At 45.0% G+C, this 24,259-nt stretch carries 22 protein-coding genes; 4 read left to right on the forward strand and 18 right to left on the reverse strand.

Features of this window, described 5'->3' with window-relative positions; translation table 11 throughout:
- Positions 1 to 16: 16 nt before the first annotated feature.
- The 6 genes from BN6465_RS19035 to BN6465_RS19060 form a co-directional block, all read right to left on the reverse strand.
- The gene (locus tag BN6465_RS19035; RefSeq protein WP_066738164.1) at positions 17 to 1,105 is read right to left on the reverse strand and encodes an ABC transporter substrate-binding protein; all 1,089 of its coding nucleotides are present in this window, start codon (positions 1,103 to 1,105) and stop codon (positions 17 to 19) included.
- A 291-nt stretch (positions 1,106 to 1,396) separates the two neighbouring features.
- On the reverse strand, positions 1,397 to 2,041 hold the full coding sequence (pcp, locus tag BN6465_RS19040) for a pyroglutamyl-peptidase I (protein WP_066738165.1): 645 nt from the start codon (positions 2,039 to 2,041) through the stop codon (positions 1,397 to 1,399).
- A gap of 22 nt (positions 2,042 to 2,063) precedes the next feature.
- Positions 2,064 to 3,053, reverse strand: coding sequence for an aminopeptidase (locus tag BN6465_RS19045; protein ID WP_066738166.1), 990 nt, complete (start codon positions 3,051 to 3,053; stop codon positions 2,064 to 2,066).
- Between the two features lie 30 nt (positions 3,054 to 3,083).
- Positions 3,084 to 4,037 carry a DUF979 domain-containing protein gene (locus tag BN6465_RS19050; RefSeq protein ID WP_066738167.1) on the reverse strand — a complete coding sequence of 318 codons (954 nt, stop codon included), beginning with the start codon at positions 4,035 to 4,037 and terminating at the stop codon, positions 3,084 to 3,086.
- A gap of 14 nt (positions 4,038 to 4,051) precedes the next feature.
- On the reverse strand, positions 4,052 to 4,762 hold the full coding sequence (locus BN6465_RS19055; RefSeq protein ID WP_066738169.1) for a 5-oxoproline transporter, DUF969 family subunit: 711 nt from the start codon (positions 4,760 to 4,762) through the stop codon (positions 4,052 to 4,054).
- Positions 4,763 to 4,793: 31 nt separating this feature from the next.
- Positions 4,794 to 8,066 carry a M14 family metallopeptidase gene (locus BN6465_RS19060; RefSeq protein ID WP_082891796.1) on the reverse strand — a complete coding sequence of 1,091 codons (3,273 nt, stop codon included), beginning with the start codon at positions 8,064 to 8,066 and terminating at the stop codon, positions 4,794 to 4,796.
- A gap of 197 nt (positions 8,067 to 8,263) precedes the next feature.
- On the opposite strand from BN6465_RS19060, the gene BN6465_RS19065 reads away from it, so the two are divergent.
- Positions 8,264 to 8,863: a TetR/AcrR family transcriptional regulator gene (locus BN6465_RS19065; RefSeq protein WP_066738171.1), complete on the forward strand. Its 600-nt coding sequence runs from the start codon at positions 8,264 to 8,266 to the stop codon at positions 8,861 to 8,863.
- Between the two features lie 89 nt (positions 8,864 to 8,952).
- On the opposite strand, the gene BN6465_RS19070 is transcribed toward BN6465_RS19065, so the two are convergent.
- From BN6465_RS19070 to BN6465_RS19125, 12 genes are all read right to left on the reverse strand, one after another.
- On the reverse strand, positions 8,953 to 9,693 hold the full coding sequence (locus tag BN6465_RS19070) for an ABC transporter ATP-binding protein (RefSeq protein ID WP_066738173.1): 741 nt from the start codon (positions 9,691 to 9,693) through the stop codon (positions 8,953 to 8,955).
- Between the two features lie 12 nt (positions 9,694 to 9,705).
- Positions 9,706 to 11,604: an FtsX-like permease family protein gene (locus tag BN6465_RS19075; RefSeq protein ID WP_066738175.1), complete on the reverse strand. Its 1,899-nt coding sequence runs from the start codon at positions 11,602 to 11,604 to the stop codon at positions 9,706 to 9,708.
- A gap of 212 nt (positions 11,605 to 11,816) precedes the next feature.
- On the reverse strand, positions 11,817 to 12,809 hold the full coding sequence (locus BN6465_RS21090) for an FtsX-like permease family protein (RefSeq protein ID WP_199882863.1): 993 nt from the start codon (positions 12,807 to 12,809) through the stop codon (positions 11,817 to 11,819).
- Positions 12,810 to 13,266: 457 nt separating this feature from the next.
- A complete protein-coding gene (locus tag BN6465_RS19085; RefSeq protein ID WP_066738179.1) occupies positions 13,267 to 13,500 on the reverse strand; it encodes a polya polymerase in 234 nt (77 codons plus the stop codon).
- Between the two features lie 157 nt (positions 13,501 to 13,657).
- Positions 13,658 to 14,479, reverse strand: a complete 822-nt coding sequence (locus tag BN6465_RS19090) for a CvfB family protein (protein WP_066738180.1) — start codon at positions 14,477 to 14,479, stop codon at positions 13,658 to 13,660.
- 1 nt (position 14,480) lies between these two features.
- A complete protein-coding gene (locus BN6465_RS19095) occupies positions 14,481 to 15,188 on the reverse strand; it encodes an acyl-[acyl-carrier-protein] thioesterase (protein ID WP_066738182.1) in 708 nt (235 codons plus the stop codon).
- Between the two features lie 14 nt (positions 15,189 to 15,202).
- Entirely contained in the window at positions 15,203 to 16,381 is a 1,179-nt protein-coding gene (locus BN6465_RS19100) for a cation diffusion facilitator family transporter (protein ID WP_066738184.1), read from the reverse strand.
- Positions 16,382 to 16,468: 87 nt separating this feature from the next.
- Complete coding sequence (spoIIR, locus tag BN6465_RS19105) at positions 16,469 to 17,146, reverse strand: stage II sporulation protein R (protein ID WP_066738186.1); 678 nt, start codon at positions 17,144 to 17,146, stop codon at positions 16,469 to 16,471.
- A 93-nt stretch (positions 17,147 to 17,239) separates the two neighbouring features.
- Positions 17,240 to 17,914 carry a GntR family transcriptional regulator gene (locus BN6465_RS19110; RefSeq protein WP_066738187.1) on the reverse strand — a complete coding sequence of 225 codons (675 nt, stop codon included), beginning with the start codon at positions 17,912 to 17,914 and terminating at the stop codon, positions 17,240 to 17,242.
- A 3-nt stretch (positions 17,915 to 17,917) separates the two neighbouring features.
- Positions 17,918 to 18,793: a 4-(cytidine 5'-diphospho)-2-C-methyl-D-erythritol kinase gene (gene ispE / locus BN6465_RS19115; protein ID WP_066738188.1), complete on the reverse strand. Its 876-nt coding sequence runs from the start codon at positions 18,791 to 18,793 to the stop codon at positions 17,918 to 17,920.
- A gap of 73 nt (positions 18,794 to 18,866) precedes the next feature.
- Positions 18,867 to 20,426: a DUF3794 and LysM peptidoglycan-binding domain-containing protein gene (locus BN6465_RS19120; protein WP_066738189.1), complete on the reverse strand. Its 1,560-nt coding sequence runs from the start codon at positions 20,424 to 20,426 to the stop codon at positions 18,867 to 18,869.
- A gap of 26 nt (positions 20,427 to 20,452) precedes the next feature.
- Entirely contained in the window at positions 20,453 to 20,860 is a 408-nt protein-coding gene (locus tag BN6465_RS19125; protein WP_227183747.1) for a protease complex subunit PrcB family protein, read from the reverse strand.
- A gap of 119 nt (positions 20,861 to 20,979) precedes the next feature.
- Between BN6465_RS19125 and BN6465_RS19130 the strand changes: the two genes are divergently transcribed.
- The 3 genes from BN6465_RS19130 to BN6465_RS19140 all read left to right on the forward strand — a co-directional run bounded on the left by BN6465_RS19130 (position 20,980) and on the right by BN6465_RS19140 (position 24,243).
- Complete coding sequence (locus tag BN6465_RS19130; protein WP_066738193.1) at positions 20,980 to 21,732, forward strand: class I SAM-dependent methyltransferase; 753 nt, start codon at positions 20,980 to 20,982, stop codon at positions 21,730 to 21,732.
- A gap of 264 nt (positions 21,733 to 21,996) precedes the next feature.
- Positions 21,997 to 22,731, forward strand: coding sequence for a lysophospholipid acyltransferase family protein (locus tag BN6465_RS19135; RefSeq protein ID WP_066738195.1), 735 nt, complete (start codon positions 21,997 to 21,999; stop codon positions 22,729 to 22,731).
- A gap of 57 nt (positions 22,732 to 22,788) precedes the next feature.
- Positions 22,789 to 24,243 (forward strand): nicotinate phosphoribosyltransferase, encoded by a 1,455-nt coding sequence (locus BN6465_RS19140; protein ID WP_066738197.1) that lies wholly within the window; start codon positions 22,789 to 22,791, stop codon positions 24,241 to 24,243.
- Positions 24,244 to 24,259: the final 16 nt, after the last annotated feature.

Below are 24,259 nucleotides of genomic sequence, written 5' to 3' on the forward strand. Positions count from 1 at the left end.
TTCCTCCCGGCATTTATTATTTGAACATGGCGTCAATCTTTTCGTCCGTAAGAACTGAAGAAAATGTATAGGACTCGTCCAATGCCTTTGTCTTCTCTACCCATTCTTCCCGATTCTCATTGGTAATGACCGGATCCGGCTCCAGAAGAATCGCCTTGCCTCCATCAGCCTCGGTGAGTACGTCTTCTTTGAACTCCCCGCCCTGCACAAGTTTAATGGCAATTTTAATGGCATCCACTCCCATTCCCGGTGGATTTGCTACAATGATACTCTCAAACGCTTTATCTGGATTGTCCAGATTATAATCATTCCACATATTCAGATAAGTGATGGAGCCGTCACTGGTAAGTACTTTAGGCATATCCTTTCCTGACTCCTGAAATCCCTGCATAATTCCCGGTGAACAGTCTTGGTTGAGAATCCCATCTATATTGGGGTAAGTAGATATCATGGTGGTGGTCAATTGTTTTGCTTCTCCCTCATCCCATCCATGATAGACTTTCTTTAACACATTGATATCCGGATATTTAGCGATCACATCGTCAAACGCTTTTTCCCTCGTATCGCTGGCCGGAACACCTGCCATCGCATTAAAAATGATGATGTCCCCCTTGCCTCCCAGCTTCTCTGCCAGAAATTCTGCCTGTATTTCCGCCCACTTATACTGATCTGTCGCAATCGTCACTACCTCTTTGTGGGCAATCACCGAATCTACCCCGATTACCTTAATTCCTGCCTGTGTCGCCTTATCAATAGCCGGATTCAATGAGGTGGCAGACACAGGATTGATGATTACAACATCGGTCTTTCCCGCCGTCACTATCTGATTCAGCTGGGAAGACTGGACTGTCGCGTCATCATTGGCAGAATATACCGTATAATCCTTTATAATGCCGTCTTTCTTATACTGTTCTGCCGCTTCCTGCATCTCAGCCTCCATCTGTGCACGCCATGCATTTCCATTGGACGCATCGAGAAGAGCGATGCTGATGCCCTCCTGCTTCTTCTCCGAACTATCCGAATCAGTCTTCGAACTCTGTCCACATGCAGTCAACAGACACACCGCCGCCAGCCCGGCCGCCAATAAGGCCCGCTTTCTTTTCATTTTGTTTTCCTCCTTTTCTTGTGGTTTATTCCGGAATGTAATTGATTACATTTTAAATATATCAATTCATGACTATAAAGTCAATATTCTTACCTGTTTTAATTGTTTTTTAGTAATTTATACTATATAAAGATATTTTTTAATTTCTTATTCGCATTTGTATTTTATGTAACCGTTTACTTTTTGTGCAATTTATATACTTTGAATAACAGCTGAATTTTCACACAAAAAAGAACGGTCCGAAAACCGTTCTTTTTTCTAAATCTTTTATGATTACCATTGGTGACTTAATTAATGGGTAGTCCCCATCACTTCTTTGATATCCTCTTCATGATTGACGGCAGCTTCAATGCAGTACTCCAGACTCTTTGCGATTGTCTCAAGAGACATGGACGCCATACCGTTGGGCTTATCAACTACCTGCTCGCTGGCATATGGCACATGAATAAAGCCGGCGCGGATATTCGGGTATCTTTTCTGTACCATATAGAGCACATTATACATGACAGCGTTGCACACGTAAGTACCCGCAGAATAAGAAATGTGGCATGGAATTCCATGTTCACGCACATTCTGTACCATGGCCTTTACGGGAACCGTCGCAAAATATCCTGTGTCCCCGTCCGCCTGCAGCGGCTCGTCCATCGGCTGTTCTCCATCATTGTCCGGAATCCTCGCTTCCGCAAGGTTTACTGCTACCTTTTCAACAGTCACACAGGAACGTCCTCCTGCCTGTCCTACATTGATTACGACATCCGGGTTATGCTCCTTGATGCCTGCCTCAACAGCAGGGCCGCTCTTAGAAAATACAGTAGGAATCTCCAATTTTACAATCTCTGCTCCAGCGATTGTATCCGGCAGCAATTTTACTGCTTCATAAGCCGGATTTACCTTTTCACCCCCAAATGGGTCAAATCCTGTCACTAAAATCTTCATAATGCAAATTCTCCTTTTTCTTTTAATATACCTCAGGTTCCGGAATAATAATCTTACCTCTCTGCATAATCTGTCTGTTATCTGTAAAAATATCCGGCTCCAGACAAACCAAATCAAAATGGCCGTTGGCATTCTGCTTGCCGCCAAGCGCCAGATTACGACCCACACCGATATGGAATGTCCCGTAAGCAGACTCATCCTCTATATAACAATTCCCCAGACACTTAGAATAGGAATTCAAGCCGATGCCCAATTCCCCTCCGATGTAAATCCTCGGGTCTCTGTATTCTTCCATATAAGCCTTCAGCTTCTGTCCTGTGGGCGTCTCCTCAATCTCTGTGATACGCCCGTTCTTAAATATAATCCTAGTCGGTTCTTCGGCCCGCCCAATGTAGCCCAGCGAACCGTCCACCACCATAACGCCTTCTGTCTTTGTCTCTTCTATGGGAACGTACACCTCGATACTGGCCGAGGAGTACCCTTTCCCATCCTTTAACACCCCGTTGAAAAATCCCGGGTTCCTGCCCTCTTTATAGAGTTTCAAATCCGTCCCCGCGGGTGTCGTCACACGGATTCTGGTAGATTGACGCAGATATTTCATGACCACCTTGGCCATAAGCCGGCTCTTTTTCGTATCCATTGTCAGAAAATCATATTCCAGCATAGACCTTCCGTCGTTGGTAGACAGGGGAAGGGAGAGGAATTTCTTATTCTTTTTAATCGCACGTTTCGCCGCCTTTGTCGTCACAAGGGAATAATCTGTCGCCGCGATGACGGCCGTGTAAGGGTCGAACACTTCTTCGTTCGCGTCAAAAAAGACCCCTACATGTTTGCCCTTATTCTCCACAATCAGAGAATTGACAGAGCGCGCCCGGCGCACCGCGTATTTTCTCAGCAGCCGCGCCTCCGGCAGATGCTCCTTCGACGTAACAATTAACAGTCTATCCCAAGGTTTTACATTCACCCAGTCCTGAATAATAATTCTGGCACCGCGCTCCATATTCTGCGTCATCTATCTATCGTCCTTTTATTTCAGATTTGATTATTTGAAAGCAATCATGTAGCAAATCTGAACTACAAGCATAATACCTGCGATAATGATCTGGTTCTTAATAACGCCCATCCTATCCTTCATGTCGAGGATAGCTACAGGAACGATATTGAAGTTAGCTGCCATAGGTGTCAGCAGTGTACCGCAGTATCCACAAGTCAAAGCTATCATACCGATTACCACCGGATTAGCGCCATAAGCCAAAATGAAAGGCCCGCCGATACCTACAGTCATAACAGTAATAGCCGCGAAAGCATTTCCCATAATCATAGTAAATAATACCATACCTATGGCAAATACAACAATACCAAGATTTACATTTCCCTTTGGAACAATCTTTTCTACAAGACTGGCAACTACTTCACCTACGCCTGCCTGTGTAAAGATACCGCCCAGACATCCAAGCAGCTGCGGCAGCATACAGAGAGGCCCCATCATGGAGAGAAATCTCTCTGAGTCGTTCAAGAATACCATCGGTTTATTGTCCTTGTTGTAGACCATCAAGATAATTACACCGGCAAGTACACCTATCGTAATACCCACCATTGTGTTGATATTGGTAAACAGTGAGAATAAGATAGAACAAATAGCCACACCGAAAGCCGGGATGAAAATCTTCATTCCTATTTTCCCAAACGATGTTTTTGTATATTCCTTTGTAGGAGCATTGACCTTACCTACCTTAACACGTCTGAAAATCGCCGGAATACACATAATGATAACCAACGCCCCAGAAACCTTTGCAGGAAGCCATGTACCAAACGCACAAGCGATACCAAAGGAACACCAGAATACTGCCGTGCCAATTCTTGACGGATTTTCTTTATCCATTAAGTTCTTAATACCTGCGTAAATCGTGATAAATCCAACAATAAGCCACACGATTGGCAGTAATATGTTTGCATTAATATCAGGATTAATATTGATAATTCTTATAGCATCCATTTATGTTCCCTCCTTTATTTCTTACTCTCTGTGGTTTTCTTGGTTCCGGAGCCTGCGCCATAATATTTATTGCACAGTTTTTTATCCCTTAAGATAAATACAACTGACGCTACAACAATCGCGATGATAGCAATCGGAATCTCTACCTTCGCCAAATCGATAAGCTCTACATCATATCCAAGAGACGCAAGCGTTGTCTGAACAAGAATACCGCCTGAACCACCTACAAAAAGTACTTGGCAGAAAAACCATGAAACATTCTCCTTCGCGGAAGACATACCCTTGATATCTTCCATATGGTCTTCGTTTGGTTCATGTCCTTCATTCTTTACCGCACCTTCTGCCATAGGAAGAAGTACTGGACGTACGAATCCGGCAACACCGCCGAACCCAACGTTGAATGCTCCGAAGATACCTCTAAGTACACCGTAAGCCGCTACCAGCTTGCCGGCCGTAGCACTCTTGACTTTCTTCATCAGCTCTGCCGCTGCTTCCTTCAGTCCGTTTCTCTCCAACGTACCTGTGATGACCAGAATCATAATGAAAATCGCCATACTTCTGTTCGCCACGAAGTTCGTGCCCAGAGCCTCCAAAAGTCCATCGACTCCAAGTCCCCCTACAAATGCAGTCGTAACCGCTGCAAGGAAAATGATCAGAATGGAATCCAGCTTGAGCGCAAACCCAACAATTACAATTAAGATACCAACTAATTTGATAAGTTCCATAAAATGCCCTCCTTTTTAGGTTAAATAGTATTTATCTTTCTGCCAGACCTGTGACCAGCATTGGCCGCAGTCTCTCATATCTGGCAAAAATTCGTCCTTCACGGCACTCGCATCCACAGTCATAGAAATGCTCTGCCTGCATCAGCATCTGAAGCGTCGCTTCATCGTGTGCCACATGTGCCCTCGCACACAGGTTCAAGTATTCACCCTGTGCAGTTTCATCCGCCACCTCGCTTGTGTAAGCAACCGTCGTAATCCATGGGAAACGGATAGACGGATAGCGGTGTCCCGGATCCGACTCAAAAGGAATCCAGTAGTTAATCATATTTTTATAGTAATTGGCCGGGAAGAGCCTCGGCATCCATGAATGGGCGTATTTCTCAAACTGTGCGCTCCACTCCTTGTTCCACCTTGTCATCTCCGCATCCTCAGCCATCTTGTCAGCAATAACATCCTCCATCTGCTTGTTCACCGGATAATTCTCTTTATACTCTGGATTGGTCACGTACCAGAAATATCCGTAAAGCAGTGACCTTGGAAGCCAGAATCCTTTGAACGACGGTGATGTATAACCGGAGAACTGCTGCTCCCACTCATGGCTTGGCACGCCGTGGTTGTCAACAATCATGTCCGGCACATATTTTTCAAACAGTCTTGTCAGTCCCATAGCCTCTGAATGTATCGTATCCTGCTGGAAATGCTCATGATAGAACTCCTTGCCCAGCGCATTGAACCGGGCCACGTGGAACTTCCAGTACGGATGCTCCTTCTGAAGTTCATAGTGAATCGCCGCACCGTCCACATTTTCCATCGGGACAAGCACCAGATTCAGTTTCTCAGGCAGCTCTTTATAGGTTTCTTCCGTCAGAAGCTTTTTCAGCAAAATGAAGGAAGCATTGGTAGATGACACTTCATTGGCGTGATGTCTTGCATTGATTACTTCACTTGGGCATCTGGTCAGCCGCTTTGTCATAGACAGATAGCCTTCCCGCTCCGGCTTGAGCCAGATTGCGTACAGTTCTCTTCCTGTATAAGAAACCGCTGTACGGAACACCTCAATACCGGGCACTTCCTTCAGCTCTTCTATAATATCCAGATAGGTCTCATATCCAATCAACTCATGCTCGTGCAGATCAATCTCTTCAATACGCTTGCAGCCGGCTGCAGGTGCGCACTCGCTGACTGCCGCCTCATAGCTTCTGCCGTCCTCGGTACACGCGAACCGAAGGATACTGACTCCCGCAAGTTCCTTGCTCCGCCTTAGAAGGCCCTTCTCCCAAAGCGCTGCATACGCTTCAACTACATCTCCCGCAACGCCGCCGGCCTGCACTGTCACGGCCAGCTTCTCCTGCTCATAAGACACTCTGTTAACCTTAAGTCCCACCTCGCTGCGGTCTCTCTGCTCACACACCACGGCGCCGTCCCGCAGGATGCACGCTTTTTCTTTCAGCTGCTCGGTCAGCGTAACTTTAAATAGCGGACGCCCCTCCTTGTTATGGATAACCGGAAGTATCAGCCCCGGCGCATCCAGCATCACATCGGCCGTATGGACTCCGTAGTTCTTAAAATAATCACTTCCGACAAAGTACATATCTTCATGCAGGGCATCAAGAGCAGATATCAAATCTTCTCTACAGCCCACCCGGTAATCCGGCTCACTTGCCGTAACATCCAAACGCAGCTCATGGAAGAACGGCTGCATCTCCTTGCTTATCTGTCCGCCCGTCTTCTCTTCAATATACCTTCTGCAGTCAGGAAGCACTTCTGCCTGATACACATCCCAGATTCTCTCCAGATCTGTAGGTATATTTTCAAACAGAACCTCTTCCCCGTCAATCCATACCTGTATATATCCAGTCGCCGGGTGGACTTTTCCCATCTGCGGATACTCATCCATATACGGCCGCTCACTGTACTGCGCGCGGTAGGCTGCCTCATAGCAGCTTTCTCCCTGCGCGGTCACTTTGCACAAATATGTGATATCCTCCTTGCCGTCATACGGAAGGAATACTACCGCGTCACGGTCAATCCCCAGCTCCCTTACCAATACATCCTCAATCGGATAAAGCTCCTGCAGATAGCGAATCGGCAGGTCGTACCACTTGTCAGGATTGCTGGCGCTGAGGTTGTGATAGGACGGTGTAGCTCCATCCTCGTCCAGCCACTCGGTCTGTCCCTCCGGCAGAAACGGTTTGAAGTAAATCTCTACTTTGTCGGGTTTTGCCTGCTTTACGGCAGGGATAACAACCTCGTCTATCCAAGAAAATCCTTGTTTGTAGGCGCAGATTACTTCCGTCTGTACCAAGTCTGCCCCTTTTCCTTCTATTACATTCTGAATCTTTGCGGTAAGCTTGTCACGCACGCTCTTGTCTTCGCTCAAAGCTCCCGCCACTCTTACATGGCTTCCCACCGTAATTTTCGGGCAGACGTCCTTCTCAAATATCTCCTCGAATACATCTACTTCCCACGGGAACTCATACACCTTCTCATATACTTGCCGTCCGGATTTATAGTTATAAAGCTCCGTGCCGGAAATATACTCCTTCTGCTTTCCGCTCCATTCCGGTGAGCCGTACACCTCATAACTTCCCGGCTGTGCTTTCTGTCCGGCCTCAAGATAAGCCAGCTGTCCGTCCGCACCACGTAACACAAAATCATCCGTCATATCCATCAAAAGATCACGCCATGTACGCTGTCCTTTAATCTGTGGAAAGTTCTGGCACAGCTGTGCTGTAAATTCTTCGAGCGCTTCTCCACGGCCGCTTATATGTACACGCATCGCCTCTGTGCCTTCTTCTAATACCATCTCGGCGGTGTCCCCATATTCAAAAACGATTGCATTCCCGGAATAGTCAGCCTCTGCCACAAGACTGCCCTCATATCCTGTCGTCTCCATGCCTAGACGAAAAGCGACATTGCAGACCGCAGTCAACATGGAATCATCGACATGCTCAGGCAGGACAAACTTCACATTCAGCGCATCGGGGAGCAGGTCATGGTTCTCATCTCTTAAAAATTCCCCTGTAGTAAATACCGTCTCGAGCCCCCGTTCACTTCGAAAATCCAAATCGAACACAGGGCCCTGATGGACCGAAGCCGGTTCATATCCTTCTGACGCAGGTTTCCCAACAGTCTCCCATAAGTCCAACAGCTCTTTTTCCGTCTTCGGCAGGGGAATTGTTCCGTCCACCCCAATCACCGGAAAAACTGCCGCCTCTGACTGAAAGCCCAATAAAAGTGCCGCGTCGACGGCACGTTTTTGGTCTTCCCATCCCAGATTCGTTTCCAATTTTAGTCGTTTCATGTTCATCCCTCCAATATAACACTGTGTTCCGTACTGCGTTCTTTATTTAGACACATTTTACCAAAGCGCCATATCAAAGTCAATGTTTTTGTATATATTGACAATATTTTTCAGCCAACTGATTGACTAAATTTATTGAAGTCTCCATATTCATGTGTTAGAATGGAGTCAAATATATACAAAGAGGGAGTTTATTAATGAGCACACTTCACAGACAAAAGGCCAAAGACCAGATTATGGCCGCCGCCTGGAAGCTTTTTCAGACACAAGGGTATGATGAGACGACTATCTCTCAGATTATCGAAGAGTCGGGTACTTCCCGGAGCACATTTTACCACCATTTTCACGGAAAGGATGAGCTGCTTTTCAGCATTGCCTATACATACGACGCAGATTACGATACTTGGCTGGAACAATGCGATTCCTCATTGCCTGCCGTAGACCAGTTGATTGCTTTTAACACTTTCGTGATGAAGAATCTGGAAGAGTCACCTTACCTCGACCTCTATCCCTCGCTGTATGGGCTGCAGGTCACTACCGGAGGAATCCGGCACATATTGAATCCCGACAGACGTTATTACCAGATACTACGTGAGATTTTAAAACGAGGGCTGAAAAATGGCGAGATTTCTTCGCCATATTCTTATGCACAGCTTTGCGAGATGATTACCAATATGCAGATTGGACTCACCTATGCATGGTGTCTGAACCAGCGCAGGCACTCTCTTCTTCAGTACGGTGAGACGCTGATTTCACCGTTTCTTGAATCTTTGAGAGCAGATCACTTGGAAAAATAAATAAGCCGGAGAGGTCGCTGCACGCAGCAAAACTTCTCCGGCTTATATTATGGGTCTCTCCTATTTCCCTGAAACCCTCACATTCACTACTATAGCTCATCCATCTTCTTTAAAATGTCCTGATAAAATGTCTCCTGACTCTCTCCCCGTTCCAGTTCCTCAAGCACCACGCCATCCTTCAAAAGAATAAGCCTGCTGCAATGACTTGCCATTTTGGGGTCATGAGTCACCATAACAATGGTCTTGCCCAGTTCCTGATTAATCTTCTCCATCGTATCGACCACGATCTTTCCGGATTTGGAATCTAGATTTCCAGTAGGTTCATCCGCCAGAATTAAATCCGGATCATTAATCAGCGCACGGCAGATGGCCGCTCTCTGTTTCTCGCCTCCGGACAACTCATAGGGATTCTTCTCAAGTAAATCATCTATCCCGAATAGATCAGCGTATTCCTTTGCTTTCTCCTTCATGACAGCCGGCTCTGATTTATCAAGGATCATAGGCAGCATAATATTCTCCATTACGGATAGACTGTCCATCAGATAAAAATCCTGAAAAATGAAGCCAATCTCCGTTCTTCGAATATCCGCCAGCTCATCCCCATACACCTCCTGTACATTCTTTTCCTTGAAGTATACATTTCCATCCGTTGCCTTATCAATCATGCCAAGCACCTTGAGAAGAGTAGTCTTGCCGCATCCTGATTTTCCCATGATTCCAACAAACTCTTTTTCTTTAATGCTAAAATTAACATCCTTGAGGACTTTCACTTCTTCCCCATTGCCCTTGTTATAATTTCTTACTAAATTTTCTGTTTTTAAGATTTCCATTTTTTCTCCCCCCTATTTATGCTCTACTAAAATTCTTCTCTGCATCCACATGCGCACCACAGACAAAAATACTACTTCCAAAACTATATATACAAAAAGCAGCAACAATAAGATTGAATAATAAGCCCTGCCACTGTAAATCCCGTTGTACGCCTTAAAGATAAACGCCGCGCAGAATAAGCCTGCCGTCACTGCGGCCACGAGCGTGGGAATCCATATTGTCAGGCCGCTCTCTTTTTTAAGAGTCCGTCTCTTTTCCTTTTCCCTCATACCCTCAATACTTAGGAATTCGTATTTATCTTCCAGCTGGCCGGTTTCCGCAAAAATCTTAAGCCAAGCCACGAACATACCAAAGAACAGAACCGCCACACCTACAATTCCCATGATGACAACGCTGAAAAAGTTCTGCCTATATTCCATCTCTTCCATGGTCTTTCTGCAGATAGCCTCATCGAGAATCCCTTCTGCCTTCTTTGCTTCTACAAACTCTGTGGCCTCACTTAAGAATGAATTTTCCACATTTAGTATAAGGAAATCTTGATAGAACTGGTCTTTCTCTGCCGCTTCCGCAAACACAGCATCGGGCAGTACAGCCAGCCCGCCAATCTGGAAGCCAAGAAGATTTTCCACTTTTTCTTCCTTCAGCTTATAGCTCTTTCCCTCCAGCTCTTCCAGCCTGTTATATCCTACGTCCTGCCCCAAGAACAGCTTGTCGGACATCTGCCCGCCGATAGACGTATTAACCAGAGAACCGATATCCTCACCCGATTTCAAACTGATTATCTCATCTTCTCCCAGCGTCTCCTGCCGTTCAAATACCCGGTTGAAATCACTCAGAGAAATTCCAATCCTCACCTCGGAGCCTTCTTCATTATTTACATAAACAAAGGGGAAAGATTTCTGGGTTCCTTCATATTTGTCCTGAAACTCCTGCAAAAATCCTTGTCCCGACTCCACAGTACATACAAAATCATTGGGTTCCTTTGAAGAAGGAATCAACGAAGAACTTATAGAAAATGAAAAATAAATCAAAACGATGCCAATAACAGCCTGAATCACAATTAAGTATTTGTTCTTGCCAAAGTAATGATAAAAGTCATTCCATACAAATATCTTTTTATAATAACGCTCCGACCTTCTATAACTTTCGAGCACACATCCGGCTCCCCAGACAGTAGATACAATCACCCCAATGCACAAAAGCAGAAGTGCAACCTTAATCACAAACGGATTCCCCGTCTTAGCCGCAATGATTAAACTGCCGATAACCAGTCCAAGTCCGATAATCAGACAGAACAACGACCATTTCGGCGCCAAACGTTTATCCTTTATACGTTCGCTCTGCAGCGAGTCGGAGACGCCTTTCTCGTTCAACATAATACTGATTGCCAAAAGTGCCCCTGCAATCATCACAACACACATTAACGCAGTCAGCCCATAAACCTTTGACATGTCAATGGCCTCTACGAAACTTGCACCAACGTACTTGCGGAATGATTTTCCAATAAAGTAAGCAGTCACCCGGCCAATCAGCAGGCCGGCCGCACAGGATACAATACAGCTCAAAGAATATTCCATTACTATCAGTTTCTTCATGTCCTTTTCACGAATCCCCAAAACAGTAAGTATCCCATAATCTTTCATTCTTGACCGTATGTAAAAACGTACAGAATATACAATCACTACGATAGAGACAACTAAGACTTCCGGTATCAAAGACCAGAATAGCCGGGGCAAATCTCCCCCTATTGAAAACAGAAGTTTCGAGCTGTCCATAACCTGTATTGCCGCCACCGACTGTTGTACGTACATAAACAGAAACAAAACATTTACCGTCATAATCACACTAGCGAAAAATGCCAAAAAGTTCTTGATATTCGCCCGAAAACTTTTCCACACAATTTTTGCCATAACCGTTCCTCTCTTTCCATCCCTTACCTCGCAAACGGGAGATATTCACTATATCTCAGCATACCACACTTGTACATTTTTGTATATATATCACTACTTTTTCATTTGTTTTGACCGACTCTTATACACTTTAGATAATTTTTTGATAATCCTAAAACGATTTTGACCAGAATCATTTTCCTCTTTCAGCAACTCATATTATCTTTTCACATCTACAATCTGGCAATATTGACAAGAATCTCCTTATAGAAGTCATCCCGTTTCCCCTCTCGCGCCACCGTGTTGACGATATTACCGTCCTTGAGGAAAAGAACCTTTTTACAGTGACTTGCGACAATGGGGTCATGGGTAACCAGAAGAATTGTCTTGCCGAACTTCTCGTTGATCTCTTCCAACACCTGAATCACTATCTCGCTGGACTTAGAGTCCAGATTCCCGGTCGGCTCATCCGCCAGAAGAAGTCCCGGTGAATTCACAAGCGCACGGCAAATCGCAGTCCTCTGCTTCTCCCCGCCGGATATGGCGTGAGTTTTCTTAAAATAGTACTTTTCATTTTTTCGCACACGCTCTAATAGCAGGCTTCCTCCAAACATCATGAGAATGCCTCCGCTGATGACACAGCCTGCCAGAGAATATGTCCCGTTCTCATTGAAATAATTCCATCCCAGCTGGTTCATGAAAACATATGACACACATAAAACTAGAGTTCCCAGCAGCACTACAATAAGCCAGTGTCGATTTACCGGGCGCCGCTCTTTTTTTACCTCTGCAGTTATGAGATTGGACATCCCGCGCTCTTCCAGAAGAACCGCAATCACGGCCAGCACAACCAGAATCATAATTACACTGATGATAAATGTATATTTATACACTTCCAATGGCACAGAAATCGTAACTGCCTGTCCTCCATAATATTTCCTCACGGCAAACTTAAATAAAATCTGGACACCATTTCCAAGCAAAATACCTGTTCCAAGCGAAACAATCCATCCCAAAAGATATTCCATTCCTATAAATTGCCTTAGCATCCTCTTTTTCATCCCAAGAATTAGAAAAAGACTGTAATCTCGAAGCCTCACCTTTATGTAGTATTTCATAGAAAAGACAACGACGAATATCCCCGCGGCAATCACCGCATATCCCGTTATCCTAACGGCCAGATACATGTAGACATCCGTTAGGCCTTGATTTGCCCATTCCGTCACAGTGCTTTTCATAGCGTAGAAAGAAAATACCAATGCTACGGATAACATTTCGCTAAAGAAGAACAAAAGTCTTATACCCTGTTTATTTTTCCTATTTTCTTCATCTTACCACAGCCTCTCATTTTTGTATATATAGTATCTATTTTCCGTATTATCGGAATCAGTTTTAGTCATTTTTCACAATAACATATCGGTCTGTATTTATTTACAGAACAAAGTGGACAAGTCCACTTCAACTCCCTATATCCCTCACTCATGAGGGACTTGTACACTTTGTGCGCCAATGTGCGGCTGCGAAGCAGCTTTCCTCTGCACATTGTGTGCATCCCCCGGAGGGTTTTATTATATAGGAAAGTTCGAAGGACTTTCCTATATAATAAAAAAAGATTGTTCTTACATAATATTCTCATGCAAGAACAATCTCTCAGTTACATATTCACAATCTAATTTTTATCTATTAGCCATTAATCATAAATGCAACCAATTTATCAATATCTTCCTTCTCATAAGCAATGATTTCCAACTCCGGAATCTCTCCGTTAGAGAAAATATTAGCCATAGAAACATACTGTGATAACTTGGATTTCAGATTTAATCTGTCGCCTTCTCCTGTTACTAACTCAACTTTTCCTGTACAACTGTCTACTACTTCAAAAAACTTCTCGATATTTGTGATATTCTGCACTTTCATTATTGTACATCTCCTTTTCTTTTCTACTCATCTTTTCTTTTACACCCCCAATATATACGATAATTTACCGAAAATCAAGGGAATTGTAAAAATTCGGCACTTTTGTAATTGTGCACAAATTACGCAATCTATTTTTGTAAATAATTACCAATGAGCATTATTTCAATGTAATTCCATCCTCGCGGATTAAAATCTTTCTTTCCTTATATAAATGTCCTACTGCTCGTTTAAATGCATTTTTACTCATTCCGAATTCTTTTTTAATCAACTCGGCATCCGCTTTGTCATTGAAGGGAATGCTTCCGCCGTTCTCCTCCAGCTTTTTCAGCACGGTTACCGCATCCTTATCCATCTGTATAAACGCTTTTTCCCGCACACTCAAACTAAGTTTACCGTCCGGCTTCACCTCGGTAACCCGCGCCTCGATTTCATCGCCTACCGACAGACCAGCCGGGACTTCCCGCTTCGGAATCAATCCAGAGAACTTCTCATCCACGGCTACAAAGAGACCAAAGTTATCACTGGTATCGTAGATGATTCCCTTCACCCGGTCATCCTTTTTATAAGGGGAATCCTTGCGCAGCGATTCGTACACCTTCATTGTAGCGCACAGTCTCTGGCTCTTGTCAATGTAAAGTGTCACCAGACATCTGTCCCCCGGCTTCACCTTGGCAGTCTGCTCCTTAAACGGAAGGAACAAGTCTTTTTCAAGTCCCCAGTCCAAGAAAGCTCCTACTTTTCCCACCTGCAGCACTTCCAGCACCGCAAGCTCTCCCAGCGTAAGCTTCGGTTCGTTGGTGGTGGCAATCAGTCTGTCCGAGGAATCCTTGTATAGAAACACCTCGATCGGATCTCCCGGCTCTATATCTTTGGGCACCTGCTTCTTTGGAAGAAGCACCTTATCATTCTCAGTCCCCAGATACACACCGAATTCTACGGTCTTCACTACTGTCAGTACTTGTTTTTCTCCTAATTTCATCCTAATTCTCCTTAAACTCTACTATAGCAAATCGTTTCCCATCCAAACCGCAAAGCTCCACCACTTTTCGCTCCGGAAGAACTGCTGTATACGGTACAATAATGTCCCCAAGCACCGCAGACTTTTTATATTCTACACGGATACTTCCCGCCCGGGAACATTCCGGCATAATCTCTAACGCCATCTGTATGTACTGGCAGTTATTTACATGTTCATTTGTGTCGATCTGGCTTCGCAGCACCGGGAACTCTTCCCCCCGCTCCGCCTTCTCCGGCAGCGCGATCTTCCTTGGAGCATACTCCATATCAATCGGCTCTTCCACACCATAAGCCTCCACATCCTCATCCTGAGGACGTATAGGACGGTTCTTTTTCGTGTCCATGAATACCCAGATAGAGTTCGCATAAGCGGCCACGTTTCCCGCTTCATCCTTCATCCGGAAATTCCTTGTGCCATAAAGCCCGTCGAACCCGGTGGCCCAAGTCTCAACAGTAATGCGCTCTCCCATCTTCGGATATCGCGCCACTTCAATCTGCCACGATGAAAGCACCCAGACTTTTCCTCTTTCCTTCAGCACCTCGATACCAAGGCCGATATCTTCCGACTGGAACGTACTGCAGTCTTGAAAATAATTTATCAATGCCGGCAGTGTCATGAGTTCTGTATGGTCTACTTCACTATAACGTACACGGCTATTAAATGCATACATATGTCTTCCCTCTCTTACTTTTCTGCTACATAGCTCTTTTCTACCGTTATGACGCACTGGTAGCGCGCGTCCATCTCCTGAAGTCTTTCCAGAATCGACATCATGAGCGCATTCTCCTGACTTTCAGAATATTCCCTTGGAACAACCAAATCAAAGATCAGATTAATTTGTTCCTCACCGTCCACCATACGGAAGTCATGGATACTGCTTCTTGTGTCCAGACTGGAAACAACTTCCTCCGCCTGCCGTTTCACCTTCAGCACCAGTTCATTTTTCGTCTCAATGGGATCCATATGGATGACTAAAAATATCCCCAGTTCACGGCTGGCGTCACGCTCTATGCGGTCAATCACCTCGTGGGAACGTTCAATGGGCACATCATTGGGCACCTCCGCATGGATGCTTGCCATACTTCTTCCCGGTCCATAATTATGTACGATTAAATCATGGCTTCCCACAATTCCGTCATACTTCTCTACAAAATGTTTTACATTGCGATACTCCTCCGCACTGACAGCCTCCCCCAGCAGGGGCTCAAGCGTATCTTTGGCTATACCGATACCCGCCCACATAACGACCAGAGAGACCCCCAGTCCGACAAATCCATCAATATTGATGCCTGTGATTTTCCAAAATACAATGGAGACAATCGTCGCTGTAGTTGTAATCACGTCCCCAAGAGAGTCCGCGGCCGTCGCCAGCATCACCTGCGAGTCAATGCGCCTGCCAAGCTTCCGGTTAAACATCCCCATCCACAGCTTCACTCCTACGGATAATATGAGTATAACCACCGATACGGCCTGAAACTTCAGCATTTCCGGATGGCGTATTTTTCCGATTGAATCTTTAAAAAAAGTAAACCCTACTTCGATTACTAAAAATGCCACCACCAACGCTGCTATGTATTCCATTCTCCCGTGTCCGAACGGATGCTCTTCATCTGCCGGCTTTTCCGCCATCTTGACGCCCACAAGCCCGATGACTGACGAACCTGCGTCGGATAAGTTGTTAAATGCATCCGCAGTAACCGAGACACTGTGGAGAACAAGTCCGATTGCCAGCTTAGCCAGAAATAGAAATACATTACAAAAGATGCCCACCCCGCTGGCCAACACTCCGTAGGCCGTGCGCACAGACACCTTTTCTACATCTTTATTATCTTTTACAAATAACTTCACTAAAAAATCCGTCATATCTTTTGTCCCCTTGGTTTGTATTCTACACATTTCCCTGTGCAATTGCAAGGAAAACACGTCAAAGTATTTGACGTGTCCTGCACATTACTCAAAAAAGAACCATTTGACCTTAAAATATGTCGTAGCAGTCACCATCTCATATTCCTCGTCGGTCAGCACTTGCCGGAGCTCTTCTTTTCCTTCCTCCGGGACTACCGCGTGTACGGAATCCAGAAAACATAAATTAGGGTAAAGAACGCACCACCAGTTATGTCCCTCGGCCCTGCCGATTTCTATCCGCAGTGCCTCATAACGCCCTGCCGGAAATGTAACATCCCCATAAGTCTTGTCCGGGAAATCGCAGAAAGTCACTTCTGCATTTACTTGATAGGTATATCCGTTTTCTTTTACAATCTTTTCTGCAATCCCTTCGATTTGCTCCAAATGGCCTCTCGCCCACTCCTTCGTCTCCTCGGCGCTGTCAGACTCCGGAATCTGTTCTTTCATATAATCCAAAACCGACTCCTTCACTTCCATTTTAAGTGCCTGATCCTCCTCGCTGTCACTGTTGGCCAGCACGTGAAAACGAAACACCTCTTTCGCAAGATCCTGCTGCGTTTTTTCTACCTTCGCCTCCACCTGCTGCCCTCTGACAATGCTGCCGGTCAATAAAACTGCCATTAAAAATGTCACGACAATACAAATTCTATTCTTAAGCCGCCCTCTTTTTCCAGCGTTTCCATGTCTTCTATGTTCATCCGGTAAATAAAGCTCTCTGTCCATCTATGTACCTCCCATATCTTTTAATGGGAGTATGCACATAAACGGCAGGCTTTATTCAGCCCGCCGCACGTTTTTATTTTTCACTTTCTACTTCTACTTTTTCTCACGGATGACATCGGAAACGGTAATGACCTGATTGTCAATATGTTTACCTATAATCTCGCAGGCTTCCTTTTTCCGGCGCTTTTCAATCATCTCGATAATCAGTTCATGCTCTTCCATCAGCTTGGGATAACATTCCTTTTTTTTCAAATGTTCTACACGGAAACGGTACATCTGCTCTCTCAAATTATTCAGCAGAGAGATAAGCCGCTGATTGTCTGTGGCAGAAAATATAATATCATGGAACTTCACATCCGCCTCCGCGATCTTAGTCACATCTCCACTTTTCAGTACCTGCTGGAACTCCTTGGCCGCAACTTTCATCTCCTCGATCTGTCCTTGTGAGATTCTGTCACAAGCAAGCTCTACCGCAAGCTCCTCCAGCGCTTTCCGCACCTCGAGTACATCCATCAGGTTCTTTTCCGTAATCTCTGCCACTTCCGCGCCTTTTCTTGGAACCATGAGCACAAGGCCTTCCAGCTCCAGTTTACGGATAGCTTCCCGAATCGGGGTACGGCTTACTCCCAGCTTATTCGCCAGCTGAATTTCCATGAGCCTCTCTCCCGGTTTTAACTCTCCTCTTAAGATTGCCTGACGGAGTGTGTTGAACACTACATCTCTGAGCGGCAGATATTCATTCATATTTACTTCAAAATTAGGCTCCATCCTTTATCTCCTTCTGGCATTGTGCACATTCGCAATATATACCTGACGTGCCAATCCTTGTTCTTTCACAAGCTCACTGGCCTGCTTTACTGTTCTCCTGTCCTTAAAAATCCCAAATACGGTGGGACCGCTGCCGCTCATCATCGCGCCCAGCGCTCCTCCCCTCAACATGCACTCCTTAATCTGCGCAATCACAGGATATTCTTCAACTGTCACCTTTTCCAGCACATTCCCCATGGAAGACGCTACCGCGCTCAAATCACCGGCTTCCAGCCCCGCAATGATACCGTCTATGTCCGGGTGCTGTTCAATCTCCTTGGAATCAAGCTTTTCATAGACAAGTTTAGTCGAAACGCTGATCGGAGGCTTTGCGATGAGTATCTGGCATTTCGGCATAGGCGCCAGAGGCGTCAGCACTTCTCCGATTCCCTCCGCCAGAACGGTTCCCCGCATAATACAATAGGGGACATCCGCCCCAAGTACAACGCCCCGCTCCATAAGTTCCTCCTGACTGAGCCCCAGCCCGAACATCCGGTTCATTCCGTACAGCACCGCGGCGGCATTGGAGCTTCCGCCCGCCATGCCGGCCGCCACAGGTATATGCTTATCCAGAGTAATTTTAATACCGCCCTGTATTTGAAATTCATCTATCAATAGCTTTGCCGCCTTGTAAGCTATATTATTATCGTCTTTTGGAAGAAAGAATAGATTGGATTCGATTTCTATCCCCGGCTCGGTTTTTTTCTCGAGAACCACATTGTCGTAGAGATATAGAGTCTGCATCACCATTCTCACATCGTGGTATCCATTGTCCCGTCGTCCAATCACATCCAGTCCCAGATTAATCTTACCCAGTGCTTTCAGCTCCAGTTTCTCCATATGTGTTCACCTCTTTTATCTGGATTGTATTTTTTTCACCATTTTTTGTATCTTGTATACATTGTACTTTTTCTTATAGTATACTCATATTTTCTTTAAAAATCAATATTTTATCACCTTCTTTTAAATCTTCTGAGGTTAATCCATTGATTTCCATTATTCCGTCCATTGTTGTATAATATTTTTTTGCCAGGCTCCATAGATCATCTCCGTCCTTCACAATATATCCTACGATTCCCGGCCTCTGGCTCATTTCATTTTCATCAAAAGGATGGAATTCTAAATCGGTGATGACCTGCGTATTGACCGGGCTTCGCAGAAAGCTTTTGAATGTAAGCACTGCCTTAATTTCCACCTCGTCGCTCCCTGACAGTCCCACGCTCAGCTGTTCTACGGCATAGGTGATATCATACCGCATGTCGTCACAAGTCTTTCCACTCTCCAGCAAATACGAAAAGGGTATCATACCAGACCACATGTCGAAGGGAACCGCGTCATTGGCCTTTACATAAAGAAAGTTCACATGCAGTACGCCATCTATCTGAATCCCCTCCGGCACCACCTCCATATGTTCTACCTGCAGGCTTCCACCGGTATGGCATATCTGCAGAATCTCCTCCTTTAGTTCCGGAAGGTTCAGCTGCTCTGTCACCTTACATTTAGAATGGTTCTGCATGATCAACTCTTCATACACCGTGGGACGCTTTTGAGGCATACATTCCTCGTCCAGCGCATAGACGTCTTCCAGAATTTCTATATTTTCTTCTTCGTAAATGAGTATCCTTAAATCAAGGGTGGCCTCCACGCCGAGCGCGCGCATCTCCCCGTCTTCATCCATGCGGACTTCCACATTGATATCACCAAGCTGGTCATAGACATGGTGATACAGACTCTCATCTGCTCCCATACACTCCACACGCCCCTCATAGGGAACGACCTGCTCCACCCAGTCCGTCTTTCCATCCTGTGACTCATAAAAACAGAACACCAGCAGTTCCCCGCGGATAAAGAGCGCGTCCTGTCCCAGCTTTGTGTCCATTTTTCTGGAGCTCACATCCGTCCAGAGCAGGGTTCCTATATTTTCCTTTGTGCCCGGAATCGTGATTTCTTCTTTGATCCGGTAAATGTCCCTCTTATTTGTATGTAATTGTAATAATTCCAAAGGACGCTGTTTTTTATACAAGGTTTTTCCGGAGTCCACATCCACTGTCGTCTCCTCGTCGGCGCCTCGCTCCGTGTGCACCGTAAGTTCCACCACGGCTTTCAGGCTGAGTTTCCGGGAATGTATCACGGATGCCGTAAATTCCACCCGGCCTACTTGGACAACATATTCCCCTTCGGTCTCCTCCTCCATATAAATCATTTCTTCAAAGGGCATTTTTCCATCAAGCGACGACAGTCTGGGCTCACCCTCGTCCGTCACATACAGCGCTTTAAAATACAGCTTTCCCGTGACTCTTAAATAGTTTTCCACCCGCTTTATTTCCTCGATTTTAATCGTCCCCTCGCCGGACACTACCCGGCCCACATCATTCTTAGAGTCCGGCACATTATAATCATCGTCAATCATAAACTGATCGACAACCGTTTTTCCCAACATGTTCGTTCTGATTTTCTTTTTTACTAACTCCATACTTTCTTTTCCCTCCTGAAATTTCTTTATTTATATAGGACTGTTTTTTCACTCCACGGCATCTTCACCACAACATACGGATAGGTCGCCTTCTCACTGATTTCTTCATCATTGCCTGGTCCAATCAGATTGGTATGTATAAAAATAGAATTGGATGTCTCATAACACGCCTTTATTTCCACGCTGTATCCACTGGTCTCCCTTTTTCCGTAACCCTGTCCGATGTAAAGAGATGCTCCGTCGCCATACGTGATTTTGAATGGCTCTGCCTTTCGTTTCTCTATCTCCGCCTTCATCTCATCCGGAATTTCATCCTTCTCCACAATGGTATATTCCAGATCCTTCAGTTTGGTTTTATCTGTCTTCTCCACAGAACAACCGGCCAGCAGCAGAGCCGGAAGCAAACAGACAAGCACACACAGCATTCGCCTCATAGAATTCCTTTTTTGCATATTCTCCTTAATATCATATTATGTTTTTCGGAATTTATTACTGTAGATTGACGTGCAGATATGTGATAAAGTAGAAATGAACAACAAATTAGGAGAACCTTATGAACGAAAATAAATTTAACGAAAAGGGTAAATTATATGCACAATACCGTCCCTGTTACCCAGAAGACTTTATCAAATATCTTTATACTGAAGCCGGAATGACCGAAGAAAGCATTTTGGCCGACATCGGCGCAGGCACGGGAATCCTTACGAAACATCTGCTAGAACAAGGAAATACTGTTTATGCGGTCGAGCCGAACACCGATATGCTGGAAAACGCCAAATGCTATTTAAACGGATTTACTAATGTAATCTACGTAAACAGCGCTGCAGAACATACTACTCTTCCCCGCCACAGCATTGATTTCATCACCGTAGCACAGGCTTTTCACTGGTTTGATTCAAGAACCTTCAAGCAAGAATGCCAACGCATTTTGAAGACGGATGGCAAGGTCGTTTTAGTATGGAACAGTCGGGACGAGACGAACGCTTTTTCCAAAGAAAACAGAGCGATACTCGAAAAATACTGCCCTGACTTTGGCGGATTCTCAGGCGGGACAAATGCGAAAGGAGCGGAACAGTTTTCTAACTTTTTTGCAAACGGCTGCGAAGAACGAAGATATCAAAATCCCGTAAAATTTGATGAACAGCGTTTCATCGGCTACGAATTATCAACCTCTTACGCCCCCAGATTTAATGATAAAAATTATGATGACTTTATCCACAGTTTGAAAGATATTTTTGCAAAATACAGCGAACATGATATTCTAGAGATTCCATTTATAACCAAAAGTTATATAGGAACCGTATAGCTCCAAAACACAATATCATTATAGTACATAAGAACATCTGACATCTCTATTGTAAAGCAAAACAACCAACCCCAAAACCATATAAACTCAAACATTCTCCACCTTGTATTTTTACCATGACGATAGTATAATCGTATAAAGATGTGTGTGTTTCACACACATCTAGCCACAACAAATGTTGTGGCTAGCAGCCTAGCTGCTTATACGATTACTCACAGGCAGCAGCGCTACTTATACGATTACTCAGAGAGAGAGGGCCTACAAATGATACGTTTTATATTCGTAGTTATTTTTCTGATACTTTTCCTCATTTTAACGATTCCTGTATTTTTTATAGAATGGATAATCGGCAAATTCAACCGTCAGGCCAGAGACATGAGCTCCCTTCGGATTGTGCAGTGGGCATTTAAAGTAATTCTGAAGATGACCGGTGTATCTGCCACCGTGATCGGAGAAGAGAACATACCGGATGAGCCCGTGCTTTTTATCGGTAACCACAGAAGTTTTTTTGACATTCTGCTCACCTATTCTCGATGCAGACGTCTGACCGGTTATGTGGCCAAAAAGGAAATGGAACATATCCCGCTCCTTTCCACATGGATGAAGTATCTGTACTGCCTGTTTCTTGACAGAGAGAATATGAAAGAAGGCTTGAAGACGATTCTCCAAGCTATCGAATATGTTAAAAAGGGAATTTCCATCTGCATTTTCCCTGAAGGGACGCGTAACAAAGGTGAAGAGCTCAGTATGCTTCCCTTTAAAGACGGCGCCCTAAAAATAGCAGAGAAAAGCGGCTGTGCCATTATCCCGATGAGCCTGAATAATACAGCGGCTATTTTTGAAAATCAGTTTCCCCGTATAAAAAAAGTGCATGTCGTGATTGAATATGGGAAACCTATCTATCCAAAGGAACTCGACAAAGAAACCAGAAAGCATCTGGGCCGGCATTGTCAGGAGCTTATCCAAGAGACAATAAACCGCAATGCCTCACTGGTTTGATGTAATAATACGGCGGATTCTCGTGACCGGCCGATTCTAATGAAAAGAGGTAGACTCATGAACACTAGAAACCTGACATTGATGACAGATTTATATGAACTGACTATGATGCAGGGGTATTTTGAACAACAGGAAAATGAAGTTGTTATTTTTGATGTTTTTTTCCGCAGTAATCCTTGCAGCTCTGGCTATTCTATATGCGCCGGGCTGGAACAAGTCATTGAATATATCAAAAATCTAAATTTTTCTTATGAAGATGTTGATTATCTAAGAGGACTCCATATGTTTTCCGAAGATTTTCTCCAATATTTGAGCGGATATCACTTTACAGGAAGCATCTATGCCATTCCTGAGGGAAGTGTCATCTTTCCTAAAGAGCCGCTTTTGAAGGTAATCGCTCCCATTATGGAGGCCCAGCTGGTAGAGACCGCTATTTTGAACATACTCAATCATCAATGCCTGATTGCCACCAAAGCTTCCCGTGTTGTATTTGCCGCCGGAGAAGGAGGCGTGATGGAATTCGGTCTACGCCGGGCACAGGGTCCCGATGCAGGTCTTTTCGGCGCACGGGCCGCTATGATAGCCGGCTGTGTGGGAACCTCCAACGTTCTTGCGGGGCAGATGTTCGACGTGCCGGTAATGGGTACTCACGCCCACAGCTGGATTATGAGCTTTCCGGATGAGTATACCGCGTTCAAGGCTTATGCCGAATTGTATCCGGCCGCCTGTACTTTGCTGGTGGACACCTATGACACGTTGAAATCCGGTGTTCCCAATGCTATCCGTGTCTTTCAGGAGATGAAGGAAAAGGGCGCCGATCCCAAACGTTTCGGAATACGTCTGGACAGCGGCGATTTGGCATATTTGTCTAAGAAGGCCCGTAAAATGTTAGATGAAGCCGGTTTTCCGGAAGCCAGCATCTGTGCGTCCAACGATTTGGATGAGTATCTGATTCATGATTTAAAAATGCAGGGGGCGGCAATCAACTCTTGGGGCGTCGGCACACATCTGATTACGTCCAAAGACTGCCCGGCCTTCGGGGGCGTCTATAAGCTGGCCGCAATACAAAATGAGAACGGTGAGTTCGTCCCGAAGATTAAGCTTTCCGAAAACACGGAAAAAATAACAAATCCCGGCAACAAAACTATTTTCAGAATCTACGAAAAAGACAGCGGAAAAATTAAGGCTGATTTAATTTGCTTTGAAGACGAAGTGATTGATTCTTCAGAGGATCTCCTTCTCTTCGACCCTCTTGAGACCTGGAAGAAGACCAAGTTAAAAGGTGGTACTTACACCGTCCGGGAAATGATGGAGCCAGTCTTTGTCAAAGGGGAATGTGTATATCAGTCTCCAAGCGTTATGGAGATTGCATCTTATTGTAAGCAGGAAAAAGAGACTCTGTGGGATGAGACAAAGCGTCTCTTCAATCCTCATCAAGTGTATGTGGATTTATCCGAGCAGCTCTATCAAGTGAAGAAGGAATTGCTGGACCAGATGAGTGTGACAGATTAATAAGGAGGACATCGAC

It is taken from the genome of Bariatricus massiliensis (genome assembly GCF_900086725.1).
GTDB lineage: Bacteria > Bacillota > Clostridia > Lachnospirales > Lachnospiraceae > Allocoprococcus > Allocoprococcus massiliensis.